Source organism: Amycolatopsis lexingtonensis, assembly GCF_014873755.1.
Classification (GTDB): domain Bacteria; phylum Actinomycetota; class Actinomycetes; order Mycobacteriales; family Pseudonocardiaceae; genus Amycolatopsis; species Amycolatopsis lexingtonensis.
This window is the reverse complement of record NZ_JADBEG010000001.1, coordinates 6,491,000-6,510,987: the sequence shown is the minus strand read 5'-3', so window position 1 is coordinate 6,510,987 and position 19,988 is coordinate 6,491,000. Positions and strand designations below refer to the sequence as shown.

The 19,988-nt window shown below is 69.1% G+C and carries 20 protein-coding genes and 1 pseudogene; 13 read left to right on the top strand and 8 right to left on the bottom strand.

All coding sequences use genetic code 11. The annotated features are described in order from the left end of the window. Positions 1 to 59: 59 nt before the first annotated feature. Positions 60 to 866 carry an exodeoxyribonuclease III gene (locus H4696_RS29495; protein ID WP_086865147.1) on the top strand — a complete coding sequence of 269 codons (807 nt, stop codon included), beginning with the start codon at positions 60 to 62 and terminating at the stop codon, positions 864 to 866. Here the strand turns inward: H4696_RS29495 and H4696_RS29490 are convergent. Then, the gene (locus H4696_RS29490; protein ID WP_086865148.1) at positions 863 to 1,336 is read right to left on the bottom strand and encodes a cupin domain-containing protein; all 474 of its coding nucleotides are present in this window, start codon (positions 1,334 to 1,336) and stop codon (positions 863 to 865) included. The genes H4696_RS29495 and H4696_RS29490 overlap by 4 nt on opposite strands. A gap of 82 nt (positions 1,337 to 1,418) precedes the next feature. On the opposite strand from H4696_RS29490, the gene H4696_RS29485 reads away from it, so the two are divergent. Beyond that, on the top strand, positions 1,419 to 1,919 hold the full coding sequence (locus tag H4696_RS29485) for a MarR family winged helix-turn-helix transcriptional regulator (RefSeq protein WP_086865149.1): 501 nt from the start codon (positions 1,419 to 1,421) through the stop codon (positions 1,917 to 1,919). A 57-nt stretch (positions 1,920 to 1,976) separates the two neighbouring features. Here H4696_RS29485 and H4696_RS29480 read toward each other — a convergent pair. After that, a pseudogene (locus H4696_RS29480) lies at positions 1,977 to 2,611 on the bottom strand (chitinase); the annotation flags it as partial. Between the two features lie 524 nt (positions 2,612 to 3,135). Here H4696_RS29480 and H4696_RS29475 point away from each other — a divergent pair. From H4696_RS29475 to H4696_RS29450, 6 genes are all read left to right on the top strand, one after another. Beyond that, complete coding sequence (locus tag H4696_RS29475) at positions 3,136 to 3,513, top strand: hypothetical protein (protein ID WP_086865620.1); 378 nt, start codon at positions 3,136 to 3,138, stop codon at positions 3,511 to 3,513. Positions 3,514 to 3,686: 173 nt separating this feature from the next. Further along, entirely contained in the window at positions 3,687 to 4,721 is a 1,035-nt protein-coding gene (trpS, locus tag H4696_RS29470) for a tryptophan--tRNA ligase (protein WP_086865621.1), read from the top strand. After that, on the top strand, positions 4,718 to 5,215 hold the full coding sequence (locus H4696_RS29465; protein WP_086865622.1) for an ATP-binding protein: 498 nt from the start codon (positions 4,718 to 4,720) through the stop codon (positions 5,213 to 5,215). The genes trpS and H4696_RS29465 overlap by 4 nt, the downstream gene beginning before the upstream one ends. Before the next feature lie 45 nt (positions 5,216 to 5,260). Beyond that, positions 5,261 to 6,271 (top strand): inner membrane protein YhjD, encoded by a 1,011-nt coding sequence (gene yhjD, locus H4696_RS29460; RefSeq protein ID WP_086865623.1) that lies wholly within the window; start codon positions 5,261 to 5,263, stop codon positions 6,269 to 6,271. Between the two features lie 56 nt (positions 6,272 to 6,327). Next, positions 6,328 to 7,434: an acyl-CoA dehydrogenase family protein gene (locus H4696_RS29455; RefSeq protein WP_192782604.1), complete on the top strand. Its 1,107-nt coding sequence runs from the start codon at positions 6,328 to 6,330 to the stop codon at positions 7,432 to 7,434. After that, positions 7,431 to 7,868, top strand: a complete 438-nt coding sequence (locus H4696_RS29450) for a winged helix-turn-helix transcriptional regulator (RefSeq protein WP_086858363.1) — start codon at positions 7,431 to 7,433, stop codon at positions 7,866 to 7,868. Before H4696_RS29455 ends, H4696_RS29450 begins: the two co-directional genes overlap by 4 nt. On the opposite strand, the gene H4696_RS29445 is transcribed toward H4696_RS29450, so the two are convergent. Continuing rightward, positions 7,865 to 9,112 (bottom strand): serine hydrolase, encoded by a 1,248-nt coding sequence (locus tag H4696_RS29445; protein WP_192782603.1) that lies wholly within the window; start codon positions 9,110 to 9,112, stop codon positions 7,865 to 7,867. The two genes, H4696_RS29450 and H4696_RS29445, sit on opposite strands and share 4 nt — an antisense overlap. Before the next feature lie 43 nt (positions 9,113 to 9,155). On the opposite strand from H4696_RS29445, the gene H4696_RS29440 reads away from it, so the two are divergent. Together H4696_RS29440 and H4696_RS29435 are read left to right on the top strand one after the other, a co-directional pair. Next, positions 9,156 to 9,389, top strand: coding sequence for an SCO4848 family membrane protein (locus H4696_RS29440; protein ID WP_086858365.1), 234 nt, complete (start codon positions 9,156 to 9,158; stop codon positions 9,387 to 9,389). A 63-nt stretch (positions 9,390 to 9,452) separates the two neighbouring features. Continuing rightward, on the top strand, positions 9,453 to 10,847 hold the full coding sequence (locus H4696_RS29435; protein ID WP_169734920.1) for a S8 family peptidase: 1,395 nt from the start codon (positions 9,453 to 9,455) through the stop codon (positions 10,845 to 10,847). Between the two features lie 69 nt (positions 10,848 to 10,916). On the opposite strand, the gene H4696_RS29430 is transcribed toward H4696_RS29435, so the two are convergent. The 5 genes from H4696_RS29430 to sdhC all read right to left on the bottom strand — a co-directional run bounded on the left by H4696_RS29430 (position 10,917) and on the right by sdhC (position 15,447). Next, positions 10,917 to 11,711: a hypothetical protein gene (locus H4696_RS29430; RefSeq protein WP_338078705.1), complete on the bottom strand. Its 795-nt coding sequence runs from the start codon at positions 11,709 to 11,711 to the stop codon at positions 10,917 to 10,919. Between the two features lie 333 nt (positions 11,712 to 12,044). Next, positions 12,045 to 12,815 carry a succinate dehydrogenase iron-sulfur subunit gene (locus tag H4696_RS29425; protein ID WP_086861781.1) on the bottom strand — a complete coding sequence of 257 codons (771 nt, stop codon included), beginning with the start codon at positions 12,813 to 12,815 and terminating at the stop codon, positions 12,045 to 12,047. After that, entirely contained in the window at positions 12,815 to 14,569 is a 1,755-nt protein-coding gene (sdhA, locus tag H4696_RS29420; RefSeq protein ID WP_086861782.1) for a succinate dehydrogenase flavoprotein subunit, read from the bottom strand. The genes H4696_RS29425 and sdhA overlap by 1 nt, the downstream gene beginning before the upstream one ends. Positions 14,570 to 14,588: 19 nt before the next feature. Then, positions 14,589 to 15,002 (bottom strand): succinate dehydrogenase hydrophobic membrane anchor subunit, encoded by a 414-nt coding sequence (locus H4696_RS29415; protein WP_086861783.1) that lies wholly within the window; start codon positions 15,000 to 15,002, stop codon positions 14,589 to 14,591. Position 15,003: 1 nt separating this feature from the next. Further along, positions 15,004 to 15,447, bottom strand: coding sequence for a succinate dehydrogenase, cytochrome b556 subunit (gene sdhC, locus H4696_RS29410; RefSeq protein WP_086861784.1), 444 nt, complete (start codon positions 15,445 to 15,447; stop codon positions 15,004 to 15,006). 623 nt (positions 15,448 to 16,070) lie between these two features. On the opposite strand from sdhC, the gene H4696_RS29405 reads away from it, so the two are divergent. The 3 genes from H4696_RS29405 (at position 16,071) to H4696_RS29395 (ending at position 19,959) form a co-directional block, all read left to right on the top strand. Continuing rightward, complete coding sequence (locus H4696_RS29405; RefSeq protein ID WP_086861785.1) at positions 16,071 to 17,213, top strand: BMP family lipoprotein; 1,143 nt, start codon at positions 16,071 to 16,073, stop codon at positions 17,211 to 17,213. Positions 17,214 to 17,293: 80 nt separating this feature from the next. Continuing rightward, positions 17,294 to 18,865, top strand: coding sequence for an ABC transporter ATP-binding protein (locus H4696_RS29400; RefSeq protein WP_086861786.1), 1,572 nt, complete (start codon positions 17,294 to 17,296; stop codon positions 18,863 to 18,865). Further along, complete coding sequence (locus H4696_RS29395; protein WP_086861787.1) at positions 18,862 to 19,959, top strand: ABC transporter permease; 1,098 nt, start codon at positions 18,862 to 18,864, stop codon at positions 19,957 to 19,959. Before H4696_RS29400 ends, H4696_RS29395 begins: the two co-directional genes overlap by 4 nt. The last annotated feature ends 29 nt before the right edge of the window (positions 19,960 to 19,988 follow it).

The window sequence follows — 19,988 nt, the reverse complement described above, 5'->3', positions numbered from 1 at the left end:
GCGGCACGGTTTTCGCCGACCGGCCCCGATGGTCCGGACGCGTCCGCCCGGCCGGTAGCGTGCGAGGCGTGCTGACCGTCTCCACCGTGAACGTCAACGGCCTGCGTGCCGCCGCCAAGAAGGGCTTCGTCGAGTGGCTCGCCGCCACGAAGGCCGACGTCGTCTGCTGCCAGGAGGTGCGCGCCACCGCGGAGCAGCTCCCCGCGTCGGTCGTCGAGCCCGAAGGGTGGTTCACGGCGCACGCGCCGTCGGCCGTCAAGGGGCGCAACGGCGTCGCCGTGTACAGCCGCATCGAGCCCGAGGAGGTGCGCGTCGGCTTCGGGGAGCCCGAGTTCGAGGACAGCGGGCGCTACCTCGAGGTCCACCTGCCCGGTGTGGTCGTCGCGAGCCTCTACCTGCCCAGCGGGGACGTCGGCACCGAACGCCAGGACGAGAAGGAGCGCTTCATGGCCGCGTTCCTGCCCTACCTGGTCGAGCTGCGGGCGAAGGCCGCCGCGGCCGGGCGGGAGGTCGTGGTCGTCGGCGACTGGAACATCGCCTACGACACCGTCGACCTCAAGAACTGGCGCGGCAACCGCAAGAACTCCGGCTTCCTGCCGGAGGAACGCGAGTGGCTCGGCCGGGTCTACACCGAGGCGGGCTACACCGACGTCCAGCGCCGGCTCGACCCCGACGGCCCCGGCCCCTACACCTGGTGGTCCTACCGCGGCCAGGCCTTCGACAACGACTCCGGCTGGCGCATCGACTGCCAGCTCGCGACACCGGGTCTCGCCGAGAAGGTCGTCGAGGTCGTGGTCGAACGCGCGGCGGCGTACGACCAGCGCTGGTCCGACCACGCGCCGGTCACCGCCACCTACGACATCTAGGCCGCGCGGGCCGCGCGCCAGGCCGCGCTGTCCACGAAGTGGTTGTCGAACCGGTTCTGCGACGCCAGGATCTCCGTCGGCGACGCCTCGCCACGCCGGATCCGGTCGATCATCCGGAAGTACTCGAAGCGCTCGACGCCGGGCGTGAACACGATCAGCACGTCCGCGCCCGACCGCGCGGTCGCGCCGAACGCGTGAGTGGTGTGCGGCGGCACGAACAGCATGTCGCCGGTCCGCACCGTCACGACGTCGTCGCCGTTCAGCACGTCCAGCTCGCCGTCCAGCATGAAGAACATCTCGGCCGACGAGGTGTGGAAGTGCGGGGTTGCCCCGTCGTGCCCGCGGCCGAGGGACGCGCGGTTCGTGCTCAGGTGCCCGCCGGTCTGCGAGACGTCCGCGAGCAGGGTCATCGTGTCGGGGGTCGAGCCGAGCTGCTCGGCTTCGTCGTGGCGTACCAGCAATGTCGTCATGCCCAAGATGGTTCCATGCCTGATAGTTTGCTGTCAAACTATCAGGCAGCGAATAGTGCTGACGTCGAATAGAGTGGGCCGGGTGAGTGACGAAGACGCCGTCGACGCCGTCGTATCGGCCTGGCACCGTGAACGCCCCGACCTCGACCTGACCGCCATCGGCGTCGCCGGCCGGATGGGCCGCCTGGCGCTCGTGCTCGGCCCGGCCCAGGAGCGCGTGTTCGGCAAGTTCGGCCTGCAGCGCGGGGAGTTCGACGTCCTGGCGGCGCTGCGCCGGTCCGGGACGCCGTACACGCTGATCCCGTCCGAGCTGTCCGCGACGTTGATGATGTCCCGCGCCGGCATGACGAGCCGGCTCGACCGGCTGGAGAAGGCCGGCTTCGTCGAGCGCGCGCTCGACCCGAACGACCGCCGCAGCTTCCGCATCCGCTTGACGGACAAGGGTTTCGACGCCGTCGACGCGGCGATGACCGAGCACACCGCGAACGTCTCCGAGCTGCTGTCCGGACTGTCCGGAAAGGAGTTGGGCCTGCTGGACGACGTCCTGCGCAAGCTGCTGGGGCACCTCGATCCCCAGGCGTGAGCGCGAAAAGGGCCTCCCCGGCGGGCTGCCGGGAAGGCCCTTCTCGCCGCGCCCGGCTCAGCAGGACAGGTTGTCTCCGGCCGGGACCCCGAGGATCCCGGTGATCTGCGTGTACTTGTCGATCCGGCTCTGCACCTGGGCGGGGTTACCGCCGTTGCACTCGATGGAGCCGTTGATGCTGCGGATGGTCTCGCCGAACCCGCGCTGGTTGACCATCGCGTCGTGCGGCGTCATGGTGCCCGGCCCGGTCTGCGTGTTCCAGTACCAGAGCCCGGTCTTCCACGCGACGGCCGAGTCCTGCTCGACCTGGTACGGGTTGCCGAGCAGGTCGATGCCGAGGGCGTCGCCGGCGGCCTTGTAGTTGAAGTTCCAGCTGAGCTGGATGGGGCCGCGGCCGTAGTAGGCGGCCTGGCCGGCCGGGCAGCCGTAGGACTGGCTCGCGTCGCAGTAGTGCGGGTAGTTCGCGGTGTTCTGCTCGACGATGTAGACGAGCCCGCCGGTCTCGTGGTTGACGTTCGCGAGGAACGCCGCCGCTTCCTGCTTCTTGATCGTGTCGTCGCCGGTGGTGGCGAAGCCGGGGTAGGCCGACAGCGCGTCGGTCAGGCCGCTGTAGGAGTAGAAGCTGTTGCGGTTGGGGAAGATCTGGTCGAACTGGGCTTCGCTGACGACGAATGAGGCGTCGGCCGCGGCGGCCGCGCTGGTGGCCGGGAGCACGACGGCGGCGCTCGCCGCGGCGAGCGCGCTCACCGCCACTCCGGCGCGCTTCAAGAACCGGGTAATCGACATTCGGGACTCCTCTTGATCACGCCGGTCGTGCGCGGTCCGACCGAGCCGAATGGGCTACTCCAAGAGGTATAGACCAATCACTATCGTGTGAAAAGTTTTCCGATTAAGACGACGCGATCGGAGCAGTGGGCGCTGCAGCGAATGGCGCACCGTGAGCCGTTCTTGCGACGATCGGGTGACGATCGAGTGGACACGAATCAGTCAGTCTCTACTTTGAGTGCGAGCGTTCCGTCCTCCGCAACACCCACTTGGGCGGTTGGAGTGAACCGCAGGGGTGCCCGGACCGTGGTATGAGTTGGGCGCTAGTCTCAGCCCCCGAGCCGATCGGACCGACAGGTCTTGACACGCTCGGTAGCTTTTTGACCAGCAACACGCAGCGTCTCACTCGGATGGGTGAGCGTTTCGCTCGTCAATCGCGGGAGGCACTCCGGTGCGCAACCCAGGTCATCTCCTGTTGCGGTCCACGCTGCGCGTCTTCCGCGCGGCCGCGGTGGTGGCGCTCGTCCCGGCCACCCTGCTCGTCGCGGGCGGCGGCAGCGCGTTCGCCGACGTCACGACGACCGCACAGGCCGAAACGACCGCGGAGAGCTTCGGCGTGCTCGGCCCGGTGGGCCTGGTCGCGGTCGCGCTCGGCATCGTCGGCATGACACTGGGTGTGCTGCGCCAGCGCCGCAAGAACCGCGTCGCCGAAGCCGCCCCGGCCACCCCTGAAACCCCCGGCCCGGTCACGGCCATGGCGGAAGCCGTCCTCGGCGAGCCCGACGCCACGCCGACCCGCCCGTTCCTCACCCAGCACCCGCACGCCTGACCCGTCGGCTCGCATACGGGGGTGACTCGCGCGCGCCTGTTCAGCTGGTCAGCCGCGTCCGTGGAGCGTGGACGACGCTCGCTTGACCCTCTGAGCCAACGTCGGAAGGACGGCCCGGCGCCGCCGAGGGCCCTCGCAACCCGGGCTCTCCTCCCGCCTGGAAGAATCCCACCGTGTCCGAAGAGCAGACCGTCGCAGCCGCACGCCGTCCGCGGGTCCTGTCCGGGATCCAGCCCACCGCCGACTCGTTCCACCTCGGGAACTACCTCGGTGCCCTGCGCCAGTGGGTGCGGATGCAGGACACCCACGAGACCTTCTACTGCGTGGTCGACCTGCACGCGATCACCGTCGAGCAGGATCCGAAGGTGCTGCGGCAGCGCACCCGCGTCTCGGCCGCGCAGTTGCTCGCCATCGGCATCGACCCGCAGCGCAGCGCCCTGTTCGTGCAGAGCCACGTGCCGGAGCACGCGCAGCTGAGCTGGGTCCTCGAGTGCCAGACCGGCTTCGGCGAGGCCGGCCGGATGACGCAGTTCAAGGACAAGTCCGCCAAGCAGGGCTCCGACCGCTCCAGCGTCGGCCTCTTCACCTACCCGATCCTGCAGGCCGCGGACATCCTGCTCTACCAGGCCGACGCCGTCCCGGTCGGCGAGGACCAGCGCCAGCACCTCGAACTCACGCGCGATCTCGCGCAGCGCTTCAACAACCGCCTCGGCAAGACGTTCGTCGTGCCCGAGCCGTTCATCATCAAGGACACCGCGAAGATCTACGACCTGCAGGACCCGACGAGCAAGATGAGCAAGTCGGCGTCCACCGCGAACGGTCTCGTCGAGCTGCTCGAAGACCCGAAGCGCTCGGCGAAGAAGATCCGCTCGGCGGTCACCGACACCGGCCGTGAGGTCAAGTTCGACGCCGAGAACAAGGCCGGCGTGTCGAACCTGCTCAGCATCTACTCGGCGCTCACCGAGCGGACGATCGCCGACCTCGAAGGCGACTACGAAGGCAAGGGCTACGGCGACTTGAAGAAGGACCTCGGCGAGGTGTTCGTCGAGTGGGTGACGCCGATCCAGGAGCGCGTCAAGTCCTATTTGGACGATGTTGCGGAGCTGGACAAGGTCCTCGCCGCCGGTGCCGAGCGCGCCCGTGAGGTGGCGTCGAAGACACTGGCCAAGACCTACCAGCGGATCGGGTTCCTGCCGCCGGTGCGGTGAAGCTGATCCTGCTCAACGGCCCGCCGGGCAGCGGCAAGTCGACGCTCGCCCGGCGCTACGCCGACGCCCACCCGCCGGCGCTGGCGCTGGACGTCGACCGGGTCCGGGCGATGATCGGCGGGTGGCGCGCGAATCCCGGTGAGGCGGGGCCGCTGGCCCGGGACATCGCGGTCGCCGCCGCGCGCACGCACCTGACCGCGGGGCACGACGTCGTCGTACCGCAGCTCGTGGCCCGCCCGGGCTTCCCGGAGCGCCTCGAAGCGCTGGCCCGCGAAACGGGGGCAGCCTTCCACGAGTTCGTGCTGCTCCCCGGCCTCGAAGTGGTCCGGCGCCGCTTCGAGGCGCGCGACTCGGAAATCGAGACGGCCACGCCGCTGAGCAGCGCCGAACTCGCCCGGAGCTACGCGGCGGTCGAGGCGTTCGCCGCGAGCCGTCGAGCGCGGGTCCTGACCGGTGCGGACGCCTACGAAGCGCTGCGAACCTCCCTCACGTGAGCCGCTCGCGTTGCAGGAGTCACCGGGCGTGGTTAGCGTTTTACAGTGCCGAACGAAGAGAAGGAAAAGCTCCTGCCGCGCCTGCGCAGGAAGTACCCGTGGCTCGATCACCTGATCCGCGCCAACGACGCCTTCACCGAGCGGTACGGCAACCACTACGCCGCCGCGATCACCTACTTCAGCGTGCTGTCGGTCATCCCGTTGCTGATGGTCGCCTTCGCGGTGGTCGGGCTGGTCGTCAACAACGACCCGGCGATCATCAAGCAGATCTCCGACAGCATCAACAACTCCGTCCCCGAAGGCCTGCGCAGCCTGGTCAAGGGCATCGTGGACGCCGCGCTCAAGTCCGGTGGCGGGGTCGGGATCTTCGGTCTGCTCATCGCCCTCTACTCCGGCATCGGCTGGATGGCGAACCTGCGTGACGCGCTCACCGCGCAGTGGGGCCAGGAGAAGCAGTCGCAGCCGTTCGTCAAGCAGACCGCCAAGGACCTCGTCGCGCTGGTCGGGCTCGGCGTGGCGCTGGTCGTTTCGTTCGCGCTGACCGCGGTCGGCGGCGGGGTCGGGCAGTTCCTGCTCGAGCTCGTCGGGCTCGAGCAGCAGACCTGGGCGATCGTCCTGCTCCGCGGCGCGACCATCGTGCTCGGCCTGGCCGCCAACACCCTCGTCTTCCTCTGGGTGATCGCGCGGCTGCCCCGCGAGCGCGTCGCCCTGCGCAGCGCCGTGAAGGGCGCCGCGTTCGCCGCCGTCGGGTTCGTCATCCTGCAGCAGGCCGCCACCTTCTACCTCGCCAGCGTGACGAAGTCGCCGGCGTTCGCGCTGTTCGGGCCGGTCATCGGCCTGCTGGTGTTCGCGAACCTCGTCTCCCGCTTCCTGCTGCTGGTCACGGCGTGGACCGCGACGGCGAAGGAGAACCAGCACAAGGTCGTCCAGCCCCCGCCGCCGGTGCGGCTGGAGCAGAACGTCACCGTGCAGCGCGGGCCCGGCCTCGGGGCCGTCGCGGGCGCGTTCGGCGCCGGGGCGCTGCTCGCGTGGTTCGGCGGCCGCCGCAAGCCTTGACAGCGGACCAGGCGGTAAAGAAACTGAACCGGTAAGAAATCTGAACCGGAGGTTTCATGCTGGATGCCGCCCGCGAGTGCGCCGCGCTCGCCAAGACGCTCGCGCCGGTCACCGAGCGGGACCGCGCGCTGCCGGCCGAGCTCGTCGCGAAGCTGACCGACGCCCAGCTCCTGCGCAGCGGCGTCCCCGGCTACCTCGGCGGGCCCGAAGCGCCGCCCGCCGTCAGCCTCGAGACCGCGGAGACGATCGCGCGCGGCGACGCGTCGGCCGGCTGGTGCGTCTCGATCGCCGTGACGAGCAGCCTGCTCTCGGCGTACGCCCCGCGGCAGTGCGCCGAAGAGGTCTTCGGCGACCCGCGCACCGTCGCCGCCGGGGTCTGGGCGCCGCGCGGCACCGGCGAGCGGGTCGACGGCGGGTACGTCGTGTCCGGCCGGTGGGCGTTCTGCAGCGGAATCCCGCACTGCGACTGGCTTTTCGCCGGGTTCGTCCACGAAGGACAGCTCTTCGTCGCCGCGCTGCCGAAGGCCGAGATCACCGTGCTCGACACCTGGCACACGAACGGCTTGCGCGGCACCGGCAGCCACGACTGCGTCGCCGACGCGCTGTTCGTCCCGGATCACCGCGTCTTCTCGGTCATGGGCGGCCCGCCGCCGGAAGCCGTTGCGCTGCACCGGTTCCCGCTCTTCGGCTTCTTCGCGCTGTCCGTCGCCGCGGCCGCGCTGGGCAACGCGCGCGGCGCCATCGACGACCTCGTCGAGCTGGCCGCGACGCGGAGGCCGCTCGGCTCGAGCCGGTCGCTGGCCGAGCGGGCGCAGACCCAGGCGTCCGTCGCGGAGGCCGAAGCGGCGCTGCGCGCGGCGCGGCTGTTCTTCTACGCCAGCATCGACGACGCCTGGCAGGCCGCGCAGGGCACCGAACCGGTGCCGGACGCGCTCAAAGTGGGCCTCCGGCTCGCCGCCACGCACGTGACGCGCACGGCCGCGAAGGTCGCCGAAAGCATGTACGACCTCGGCGGCGGCGCCGCGATCTACGAGACTTCGCCGCTGCAGCGCCGGTTCCGCGACGCGCACACCGCCACCGCCCACTTCCAGGTGAACCCGGCCAGCTTCGAGCTGCCGGGCAAGCTGCTGCTGGGCGTCCCGGCCCGGACGGAGCAGCTGTGACCGACCTCGGCCACCGGTTCACCGCGGACTCCGTCGGGCGCGCGCTCGACCTGGTCGGCGAGCGGTGGAGCCTGCTCATCCTGCGGGAGGCGTTCTTCGGGGTGCGCCGCTACGGCGAGTTCGCGCGCACGCTCTCGATCCCGCGCCCGACGCTGTCCGCCCGGCTGAAGACCCTCGTCGACGCGGGCGTGCTCGACCGCGTCGACCCGGTGCCCGAATACCGGCTGACCCCGGCCGGGCGCGACCTCTTCGGCGCCGTCGTCACGCTGATGCAGTGGGGCGACCGGCACCTCGCCGGGCCGGAGGGGCCGCCGATCCTGTTGCGGCACAACGACTGCGGCGAGATCGCCGAGACGTTCGTCGCCTGCGGGCACTGCGGCGGCGCGATCGCGACCGACAAGGTGACCCCGGAACCCGGGCCCGGGTTCCGCTAGCCGGCCGCGGCCTTCTTGCGCTGGTGCCCGACGGCGAACCCGCCGACGATGATCAGGAACACGACCAGCGTGATGATCCAGCCGGTGACGCCGAACGGGTCTTCCTTGGCCGCGGCGGCCGAGGACGACGTTCCGCTGTTGCTGGTACCGCCGTCGCCCAGCACCGACGGGTCACTGCCGGGCACGCCGGTCGACGGCGCCTGGTAGGTCATCTGCCCGACCTGCTCGGCGCGGTCCTCTTCCAGCGCGAAGCCGTAGTCGAGCAGCTTCGCCGCCTGGTCGACCACCTTCGTCGGCTTCTGCTCGGCGCGCAGCATCACGACCGCGAGCCGCTTGCCCTTGCGCTGCGCGGCGCCGACGTAGGTGTGGCGGGCGTCGTCGGTGAAGCCGGTCTTGCCGCCGAGGAAGCCGGGGTAGACGCCGAGCAGCTTGTTGTCGTTGAACACCGGGATCGCGGGCTTGCCGCCGGCCGCCGGGATCTCGAAGTTCTTCGTCGCGACAACCTTCGCGAACTCGGGCTGCTTCATCGCGTAGTGGAAGATCAGGCTGAGGTCGTAGGCCGAGGTCGACATGCCCGGCCCGTCGAGCCCCGACGGCGTCGCGGCCCGCGTGTCCAGCGCGCCGATGCGGGCCGCCAGCGCGTTCATCTTGGCCACCGTGGCGTCGACGCCGCCGAGCGCCGTGGCGAGCGCATGCGCGACGTCGTTGCCCGAGTGCATCAGCAGGCCGTGGAGCAGCTGGTCGACCGTGTACTGGCCGCCGGCGACGAGGCCGACGCAGGTGCACTCCTGCTCGGCGTCCTCCTTGGTCACCACGAGCACCTGCTGCGGGTTCAGCTGGGTGACGACGACGAGCGCGAGCAGCGTCTTGATGAGCGACGCCGGCCGCTGCCGGGAGTGCGGGTCCTTCGCCGCGACGACCGCGCCGCTGTCGAGGTCCTGCACCAGCCAGGACGCCGCGGTGTTGCCGTCCGGCGGGTTGAGCGCGCCGTCCGGGGTGATCAGGCCGCACTCGGCCATCCGCGGGCCGCCGACCGGGGCGGCGGGCACTGCCAGCGGCGGCGGGGCCTGCTTGCCGGGCGCGGGCTTCTCCGACGTGTCGACCGGCGGCGGGGGAGCGAGGTGGTTCGCGCACTGGCCCTGCTGCGGCGCCGCACCCGCGGCGACGGGGGTGCTCAGGGCCAGGAGGGCGGCGGCGAGCGTCGTCGTGAAGACCTTGAGCGACCGGGAGACAGCGGAGTGCACCCACGCAATCTAGCGCCGATGCCGTCGGCGCATACTCAGGGGCATGCGCCTCTCCCGACGAACCTCGCTGTTCCTGCTGGCCTTCGGCGTGTGGTCGTGGATCATCTGGATCACGTTCGCCAAGAACCTGTGGGAGAGCGACCGCGCCTGGGCACCCGACGGCTCGCCGACGGCGTACTTCATCGTGCACGCCGTGCTGACCGTCGTCTCGTTCGTGCTGGGCACGATCATCGGCGTGCTGGGCTGGCGCGGGGTGCGCACGCGCGCCGCCTCCTGACTTTGGTCGGTGGCGCGCGCTCCGGGGCCGGTTTAGGTTGACGCCACCGACTCTGGAGGTGGAATGTCCCGTTTACGCCGAATGGCGGCCCCGCTCGTGCTCGCCGTCGGGGGCGGCCTGTTCGCGGCGGCGCCGGCCGCGGAGGCCGCGCCGGTCACCTGCGACACGACGAGCACGCCGTACACCTACGTGGTGACGTACCAGCCGGGCACGCGCGCGTCGGCCGTCGACAAGGAACTGGCGGCCAAGTGCGGCACGAAGGTGGCGTACTACGGCGAGATCGGCGTCGCGATCGCCAGCTCGCGCAACGCGGACTTCCAGCAGAAGATCGGCGTCTACCGGGCCTATTCGGGTGGCAAGGACGTGGCTTCCACTTCGGGTGCCACGGCCCGTTCACTCGGTGCGGTGAAGACGCTGGAGGACACGCGTTCGGTCGCTGCCGCGGGTGACCTGTCGGCGCAGCAGTGGGACATGAAGGCGATCCACGCGCCCGAGGCGAACAAGATCTCCCAGGGCAGCTCTTCGGTGACCGTCGGCGTGCTCGACTCGGGCATCGACGCGACGCACCCCGCTCTCAAGGCGGCCGTTTCTCCTTCGGCTTCGGCGGGCTGTATCACGGGCGCCCCGGACCTCACGCCGGCGTCGTGGGCCCCGACGACGTCGGACCACGGAACGCACGTGGCGGGCACGATCGCGGGCAAGGACCCGGCGGCGGGCTTCACGGGCATCGCCCCGGGCGTCAAGCTGGCCTCGGTGAAGGTCGTGAACGACGAGGGCTACATCTTCCCGGAGTCGGCGGTCTGCGGCTTCGTGTGGGCGGCCAAGCACGGCTTCCAGGTGACGAACAACAGCTACTACATCGACCCGGGCATGTTCTTCTGCTCCCGCGAGCCGGGCGACGCGGCCGCGTACGAGGCAGTCCGGCGCGCGATCGAGTTCTCGACCCACCACGGCGTCTTGAACGTGTCGGCGGCGGGCAACTCGGGCTTCGACACCCGCACCCAGACGACGGACCCCAACCGCCCGCACCCGGTGGACTCGACGTGCGGCATCCTGCCGAAGGCGATCGACGGCGTGGTGACGGTGTCTTCGGTGGGCTACGCGGGCACGAAGTCGTCGTTCAGCAACTACGGCGAGATCGACGTGACGGCTCCGGGCGGCGACTTCTCGCAGCTCCCTCCCGACGGCGCCGGCCCGGCTTGCCCGCTGTCGACGGTGGTCGGCGGGCAGTACGGCTCGAAGTGCGGCACGTCGATGGCTTCACCGCACGCGGCGGGCGTGGCAGCGCTGCTGGCGTCCCGTTTCCGCGGACTACCGCCTTCACTGCTGGCCCGCGTCCTGACGGGCGAAGCGGACGTGGTGAAGTGCGCGTCGACGGAGACGGAGTGCACGGGCCCGGCGAAGAACAACTCGTACTACGGCCACGGCCTGGTCAACGCCCTGGACGCGGTCCGCTAGCCAAAAGCCGTGAATGCCACATTGAGAGACCTAACGTCCCTCAATGTGGCATTCACGGACTTTCTGCTGTCAGGCCAGGAAGACCGGCGGACGGGGCCGGTTCGAGGCGGCCCGGTAAGCGGCCTCGATGTCGTGCAACACCCCTTCCGGATCGTTTGTCAAGCGGGACGGAAGGGTCGGAACGACGGTGATCCCGGCAGCGGCGTATCGGCTGTTGCGCCGTAACGTCCGCGCGTAGTCATCTCGCGAAAAGTGGAAGTCGAACGAGTCGATCTCCCACGCCAGAGCCACGTCGTCCCACCACGCGTCGGGCCGGCCGACGTAGGAACCGGCCGCGTCCCGGATCTCGCGGTTCCAATGCGTCGGAGGCGGTGACAGTCGCTCGCTGAGCCGCTTGGCCCGCGTTTCGGCGACGGACCGGAGATCGACCCAGTCGGCGAGAATACGGCGTGGCAGAGCGGTTCCGCGCTTGGTCCCCGTGTCCAGCTCACGGGTGAGTGCCTCCAACGAACACCTACCGTGCTGCACCGCTTCGACCAGGAGCTCGTTGACCGGCTCCTCGGTACGCAAGCGACGGAGAGCGTCAGTGACGGCTCGCACGGGTGGCGACAGCGGAATTCCGTTACGCACATATGGGGTCGGTAGCCGCCAGGTGCGCTCGATCGTCACGTATTCACTGCTCAGAAGCTTGCGTCCATCGGGGACCAGTACGTGGACGACGTCGTCGAGCAGCCCCGCGGGCACGCGCAAGCCGTACTCGTGACAGGCTGCCAAACCCGTGACCATGGCATTCGGTCCGGCATACACCAATGCGGCGATCAGCAGTTCTCGTCTTGTCGGAGTTGCCTTGTGCAGGAGGATCACGCCGGGCAGGAGACGCTGCCAAGGGCCGCCGGGCAGGCACCTCCGGTATACGACCTTGCTGCTCAGGTCCAATGACTCCAGTTCGAGGACCCTGATCACGCCCTCGCGGCTACGTCCCCTCAGCAGTTCCGGGTGCTCGTCGCACCGCGCTCGTCTCGGCATGGTCCGATCGTGCGGCCGCCCGCCCCCGCCGACCAGCCCCCACTACGCCCACCTGTGGACAACCAACCCCCTGTGGATAACCAGAAAGGCCGTGAATGCCACATTGAGGGACACTTAGTCCCTCAATGTGGCATTCACGGCCTTTGAGCCGGAGGCGGAGCGGAGAGAGCGTCAGACGCGCTTGAACAGCAGTGCGCGCTTCACTTCCTGGATCGCCTTTGTCACCTGGATCCCTCGCGGGCAGGCGTCCGTGCAGTTGAACGTCGTCCGGCAGCGCCAGACACCCTCGCCGTCGTTCAGGATGTCCAGCCGCTCCTCTGCCCCCTCGTCACGGGAGTCGAAGATGAACCGGTGGGCGTTCACGATCGCCGCCGGCCCGAAGTACGACCCGTCGTTCCAGTACACCGGGCACGAAGAAGTGCAGCACGCGCAAAGGATGCACTTCGTCGTGTCGTCGAACCGGTCCCGGTCCGCCTGGGACTGGATCCGCTCGCGGGTCGGCTCGTTGCCGTACGTGATCAGGTACGGCTTGATCGCCCGGTACGCCTCGAAGAACGGGTCCATGTCGACGTAGAGGTCCTTCAACGTCGTCAGGCCCTTGATCGGGGCGATCGTGATCGTCGTCTGCTTGCCGTCCTTCGACAGCAGGTCCTTCATCAGGACCTTGCAGGCCAGGCGGTTGATGCCGTTGATCTGCATCGCGTCCGAGCCGCACACGCCGTGGGCGCACGAGCGGCGGAACGAGAACGTGCCGTCGATGTAGTCCTTGACGTAGAACAGCAGGTTCAGCAGGCGGTCGGTGCGCTGGGCCGGGACGTCGTAGGACTCCCAGTGCGGCTCGCTGTCCACCTCCGGGTTGAACCGGAGGATCTTCAGCGTGACCGTGATCGGGGTGTGGTCCGAGTCCGAAGAAGCAGCAGGAGCTTCAGCAACGCTAGTCATCAGTACTTCCGCTCCATCGGCTCGTAGCGGGTGAAGGTGACCGGCTTGTAGTCCAGCCGGATGTCGGACGACAGACCCGTGCCCTGCTTGTAGGCCATGGTGTGCCGCATGAAGTTCGTGTCGTCGCGGGTCGGGTAGTCCTCGCGGGCGTGGCCGCCGCGGGACTCCTTGCGGGCCAGCGCACCCACGACCAGGACCTCGGCCAGCTCCAGCAGGAAGCCCAGCTCGACGGCCTCGAGGAGGTCGGTGTTGTAGCGCTTGCCCTTGTCCGACACGGTGATCCGCTGGTACCGCTCCTTCAGCGCCTGGACGTCGGTCAGCGCCTGCTTCAGCGTGTCCTCGGTCCGGTACACCGACGCGTGCGAGTCCATCGTCTGCTGCATTTCCTTGCGGATGTCGGCGACGCGCTCGTCGCCGTGCTCCGACAGCAGGCCCGACAGCTGCTCTTCCACCAGCTTGGTCGGGTTCTCCGGCAGCTCGATGTGCTCGTGCGCCAGCGCGTACTCCGCGGCCGCGATGCCGGCGCGGCGGCCGAACACGTTGATGTCCAGCAGCGAGTTCGTGCCCAGGCGGTTGGAACCGTGCACGGACACGCACGCGACCTCGCCCGCCGCATAGAGACCCGGGATGACGTTCTCGTTGTCCCGCAGCGCTTCACCGTGGACGTTGGTCGGGATGCCGCCCATCACGTAGTGGCAGGTGGGGAACACCGGCACCGGCTCCTTCACCGGGTCGACGCCCAGGTAGGTGCGGGAGAACTCGGTGATGTCCGGCAGCTTGGTCTCGAGGACCTCGACCGGCAGGTGCGTGACGTCGAGGACGACGTAGTCCTTGTTCGGGCCGCAACCCCGGCCCTGCAGCACTTCCTGCACCATCGAGCGCGCCACGATGTCGCGCGGCGCGAGGTCCTTGATGGTGGGGGCGTAGCGCTCCATGAACCGCTCGCCGGACGCGTTGCGCAGGATCCCGCCCTCGCCGCGGACGGCTTCGGAGATCAGGATGCCCAGGCCCGCGAGGCCGGTCGGGTGGAACTGGAAGAACTCCATGTCCTCCAGCGGGAGGCCCTTGCGGAAGATGATGCCGAGGCCGTCACCGGTGAGGGTGTGCGCGTTCGACGTCGTCTTGAAGATCTTGCCCGCGCCGCCGGTGGCGAACACGATCGACTTCGCCTGGAAGACGTGCAGTTCGCCGGTGGCCAGCTCGTAGGCGACGACGCCGGAGGCGACCGGGTTGCCGTTCTCGTCCTCGGACAGGATCAGGTCGAGCACGTAGAACTCGTTGAAGAACTCCGTGCCGTACTTGACGCAGTTTTGGTACAGCGTCTGCAGGATCATGTGGCCGGTGCGGTCCGCGGCGTAGCAGGCGCGGCGCACCGCGGCCTTGCCGTGGTCACGTGTGTGCCCGCCGAAGCGGCGCTGGTCGATCTTGCCCTCGGGCGTGCGGTTGAACGGCAGGCCCATCTTCTCCAGGTCGAGCACCGCGTCGATGGCCTCCTTGGCCATGATCTCCGCGGCGTCCTGGTCGACGAGGTAGTCGCCGCCCTTGACCGTGTCGAAGGTGTGCCACTCCCAGTTGTCCTCTTCGACGTTCGCCAGCGCGGCGCACATGCCGCCCTGGGCCGCGCCGGTGTGGGACCGGGTCGGGTAGAGCTTGGTGAGGACCGCGGTGCGGGCGCGCTGGCCGGACTCGATGGCCGCGCGCATCCCGGCGCCGCCGGCGCCGACGATCACCACGTCGTACTTGTGGAACTGCATGGTGGGAGGTCTCCGTGGGTCAGTTCGCGGGCATGTTCGGGTCGAAGGTGAAGATCACCATCGTGCCGACGGCCAGGATCAGCACCATCGAGACGTACAGCACGATCTTCAGCCAGAACCGCGTGCTGTCCTTGCGCGCGTAGTCGTCGATGATGGTGCGCAGGCCGTTGCCGCCGTGGATCTCGGCGAGCCAGAGCATGGCCAGGTCCCAGAACTGCCAGAACGGCGAAGCCCAGCGGCCGGCGACGAAGCCCCAGTTGATCCGGTGCACACCGCCGTCGAGGATGTTCATGATCAGCAGGTGGCCGAGCACCAGGATGACCAGCGCCAGGCCGGAGATCCGCATGAACAGCCAGCTGTAGAGCTCGAAGTTGCTCCGGCGCGCGGCCGGACGCTTCGGCGCGCGGGGGTTCGCGAGGGCGAGGTCGGCCATGTCAGTTACCCCCGAAGAGCGTTTCGACGGTGCGCTTCAGCATGAAGAAGGCACCGGGGACCATCACGACGACCCAGACCACGCCGATGACCCACAGCATCGCCTTCTGCAGCTTCGGGCCCTTCGACCAGAAGTCGACCAGCATGACGCGGATGCCGTTGAGCGCGTGGAAGAGGACCGCGCCGACGAGGCCGACCTCGAGGAGGTTGACGATCGGGGTCTTGTAGGTCTCGATGACCTGGTCGTAGGTGTTCGGCGACACGCGCACGAGCGCGGTGTCGAGCACGTGCACGAACAGGAAGAAGAATGTGAGCACGCCGGTGATGCGGTGCAGCACCCAGGACCACATGCCGGGGTCGCCCCGGTAGAAGGTTCCCTGCCGGCGTGAGGCACCCGCCCGATCGCTCGCCCCTGCCTCGGTGGCAGTGCTCGCCGTGGTGGACATCGGTGAACGGCCTCCAACGTCTGACTGTGTGCCCGGTGGCCGTGAGGTCCGCAGTCGCCGTGTGCGTACGAGCTTGCCGAAGTCAACGTCATCGAGCGTGGATGAATCGGATGCTAGACCCGCCCCGGACGGACGGCTCACCTCCGGGTTCCTCTCTGTGATGGACCAGACACCTGGGTGCGCACCGGTTGTGTCCGCCGTCACAGAATGGGGGGTCCACTGTGGACGCACCGCGTCGACTCGCTCGTCCGGCTGACGCCCGATCGGGCGGCGAGCAGCTGAAACGATTCGGAAGGCGCCTTGCCCGCCTGCGTCTCACAGGGTGATCGGACTGGTCCACTCCTCGGTCGGCCTGGCACACTGAGTCACAGCAAACGGTAATTCGGCCGTCCCGCCAGCCCGGGATTCCGCCGAAAGCGGCACCCCGTGACGTCTTTGATCACTTTGGGTGCACGACTCGTCGCGCGTGCGATGCGTGAGTAAACGTTTGTGTTACGTAGCGTGCCGTTCCTATGGCGCATTCCTGTCCGTTGGGTACGGTCCACCAGTCGACCCGGCAGTGGGCCCGGTCGTGCCCTGGACATCCGCTGGATCAGCGGGGAGGGAGAAACACGTTGCGTCGCATGCGTGGAACCGCGCTGGCCGCCGCGGCCATGGCCGGGGTGCTCGCCCTGGCCGGGTGCGCCAAGGACTCCAGCGGTGGTAGCAGCTCGAACAACACCGCGGCCTCTTCGGGCGGTTCCGACTGCGTCACCGCGCAGAAGCCGCCCGCCGCACCCGCCGCGGCGAGCAGCTCGACCGCCGCCGGGGCGAAGGTCGACGGCAGCAAGCTGAAGATCGGCCTGGCGTTCGACGTCGGCGGCCGGGGTGACGCGTCCTTCAACGACGCCGCCGCCGCGGGCACTGACAAGGCGAAGTCCGAGCTCGGCGTGACCACGGTCAACGAGAGCACCGCGTCCGCCAGCGAGGCCGAGTCGGCCAAGCAGCAGCGCCTCGACCAGATGGCCGCCTCGGGCCTGAACCCGATCATCGCGGTCGGCTTCGCCTACGCGCCGTCGGTCAAGGTCGTCGCGGCCAAGTACCCGAACACCAAGTTCGCGATCGTCGACGACGACTCGATCCAGCTCCCGAACGTGACGCCGCTGGTCTTCGCCGAGGAGCAGGGCTCGTTCCTGGCCGGCGTCGCCGCCGCGTACAAGAGCAAGAACTGCCACGTCGGCTTCGTCGGCGGGGTCAACACCCCGCTGATCCAGAAGTTCGAGGCCGGCTTCCTGCAGGGCGCGAAGACGGTTTCGTCCAAGATCAAGATCGAGGACGACTACCTGACCCCGGCCGGTGACTTCTCCGGGTTCCAGGACCCGGCGAAGGGCAACGTCAAGGCCGCGGCCGAGATCGCCAAGGGCGCGGACGTGATCTACCACGCCGCCGGCGCCTCCGGCAAGGGCGTGTTCGACGCCGCCAAGGCGGGCAACGCGCTGGCCATCGGTGTCGACTCCGACCAGTACAACCAGAAGACCGTCGCCGCCGACAAGGACGTCATCATCACGTCCATGCTCAAGCGCGTCGACGTCGCCGTCTTCGACTACGTCACCGCGCTCGCCAAGGGCGACCTGACGACCCTGCCGAAGCGGTTCGACCTCAAGGTCGACGGCGTCGGCTACGCCACCTCCGGTGGCAAGGTCGACGACATCAAGGACGTCCTCGACGGCTACAAGGCCCAGATCATCTCGGGCGCGATCACCGTCTCGGACAAGCCGCAGAAGTAACTGACAACGCGTCGGGGCTCGGAGGAACTTTTCCTCCGGGCCCCTCACGCGTTTGGACGAGATATGGAATTCTCCCGCCCATGAGCACAGCCGAGGCCCCGGCCGAGGCCGTCCCCGACCGGGGCGCCCCCGCCGTCCAGCTGACCGGGATCACCAAGCGCTTTCCCGGCGTGGTGGCCAACTCCGACGTCAACCTCACCGTCACCGCCGGCGAGGTGCACGCCATCTGTGGCGAGAACGGCGCCGGCAAGTCCACCCTGATGAAGATCCTGTACGGCATGCAGCCGCCGGACGAGGGCACCATCGCGATCAACGGCGAAGAGGTGCGGCTGCGCAACCCGCAGGACGCCATCCGCGCCGGCATCGGCATGGTGCACCAGCACTTCATGCTCGCCGACAACCTCACCGTCGGCGAGAACGTCTTCCTCGGCGCCGAGGCCCTGCACGGCATCGGCCGCGCCGCCCGCGCGCGGCTGGCCGAGCTCGCGGAGCGGACCGGCCTGCACGCCAAGCCGGACACGCTGCTGGAGGAGCTCGGCGTCGCCGACCGCCAGCGCGTCGAGATCGTCAAGGTGCTCTACCGCGGGGCGAAGATCATCATCCTGGACGAGCCGACCGCGGTGCTGGTGCCGCAGGAGGTCGACGCGCTGTTCGCGACCGTCCGGGAGATGAAGGCCGACGGCTACACCTTCCTCTTCATCTCGCACAAGCTCGACGAGGTGCGCGCGATCGCCGACACCGTCACGGTGATCCGGCGCGGCACGACCGTCGGGACCGCCGACCCGAAGACGATCACCTCCCGGCAGCTCGCGGAGATGATGGTCGGCTCGGAGCTGCCCAGCCCGGAGACCCGCGAGTCCACGGTCACCGACCGGGACGTGCTGCGGCTGACCGGCCTGACGCTCGGCGCCGAGGGCTCCGACCGCAACGCGCTCGACGACGTCACCTTCACCGTGCGCGCGGGCGAGGTGCTCGGCATCGCCGGCGTCGAGGGCAACGGGCAGACCGAGCTCGTCGAGACGATCATGGGCATGCGCAAGCCGTCCGGCGGCACGATCGAGCTGGTCGATGCCGAAGGAAAAGCCCGCGACCTGACGAAGGCGGGCACGCTGGCGCGGCGCGAGGCCGGCATCGGCTACATCGCCGAAGACCGCACGCGGCACAGCCTGCTGCTGCAGCAACCGTTGTGGGTCAACCGGATCCTGGGGTACCAGACCCGCGAACCGGTCTCGAAAGGACAGTTGCTCGACATCGCCGGCGCCCGCGCCGACACCGAGCGGATCGTCCGCGACTACGACGTCCGCACGCCGGGCATCGACGTCCCGGCCGCGGCGCTCTCGGGCGGCAACCAGCAGAAGCTGATCGTCGGGCGCGAGCTGTCCGGCAACCCGGTGCTGCTGGTGGCTTCGCACCCCACGCGCGGCGTCGACGTCGGCGCGCAGGCGCTGATCTGGGAGCAGATCCGCCAGGCCCGCGCCGCCGGGCTCGCGGTGCTGCTGATCTCCGCCGACCTCGACGAGCTGATCGGCCTGTCCGACACGATCCGGGTCATGCTGCGCGGGCGCCTCGTCAGCGAGGCCGACCCCGCCACCGTGACCCCGCAGGAACTGGGCTCCGCGATGACCGGCGCTGGGGAGGGTGACGAAGAATGACGTCCTGGCGCACGAAACTGCTGCCACCGCTGCTGGCGATCGTCTTCGCCGTGCTGCTGTCGGCGATCGCGCTGATCATCTCCGGGGCCGACCCGCTGAACGCGTACGGCACGATGATCGGCCAGATGTTCAAGGGCTCCACCTCGGTCGACACGGTGAACCTGGCGACGGTCTACTACCTGTCCGGGCTCGCGGTGGCCATCGGCTTCCAGATGAACCTCTTCAACATCGGGGTCGAGGGCCAGTACCGGTTCGCCGCGGTCGTCGCGGCCATCATCGGCGGCGCCCTGAAGCTGCCACCGGTGATCCACACGCTCGTCATCCTGATCGTGGCCGTCGTCGCCGGTGCGGCGTACGCGGCGATCCCGGCGATCCTCAAGGTCACCCGCGGCGTCAGCGAGGTGATCGCGACGATCATGCTCAACGCGATCGTCGGCGGCATCATCGCCTTCCTCATCAACGCCGACCAGTTCGGCGTGCAGACCGGCAACAACATCGGCACCCGCGTGATCGAGCCGTCCGGCCGGATCCCGGGCATCCCGCTCGGTTCGGGGACGCTGTTCGGGTTCGTCTTCATCGCGGCGATCATCGGCGGCGCCTACTGGTTCATGCTCAACCGCACCCGGTTCGGCTTCGAGCTCAAGGCGTCCGGCGAATCCACCACCGCGGCCGCCGCGGGCGGTGTCAACGCCAAGAAGATGACGCTGATCGCGATGCTGCTCTCCGGCGGGGTCGCCGGCCTGGTCGCGATGCCGGAACTGCTCGGCCGCGACTTCAGCTACGGCATCACCTCGACCCAGATGTACGGCTTCACCGGCATCGCGGTCGCGCTGCTGGGCCGCAACCACCCCGGCGGCATCGCGCTCGGCGCGCTGCTGTGGGCGTTCCTCGACACCTCCGCGGTGTCGCTGGAGCAGATCAACGTGTCCAAGGAGATCGCGACGATCATGCAGGGCATCATCGTGCTGTCGGTCGTCGTGGCGTACGAGATCGTGAAGCGCGCCGAACTGCGCTCGCAGCAGCACCGCGTCGGCCGGGCGCTCGCTGCCAACGGCCGCAAGGGTGCTTCGGTCGCCGAAGGGGGTGCCGTCTGATGGCCGTCACCGACATTTCCCGGCCCGAC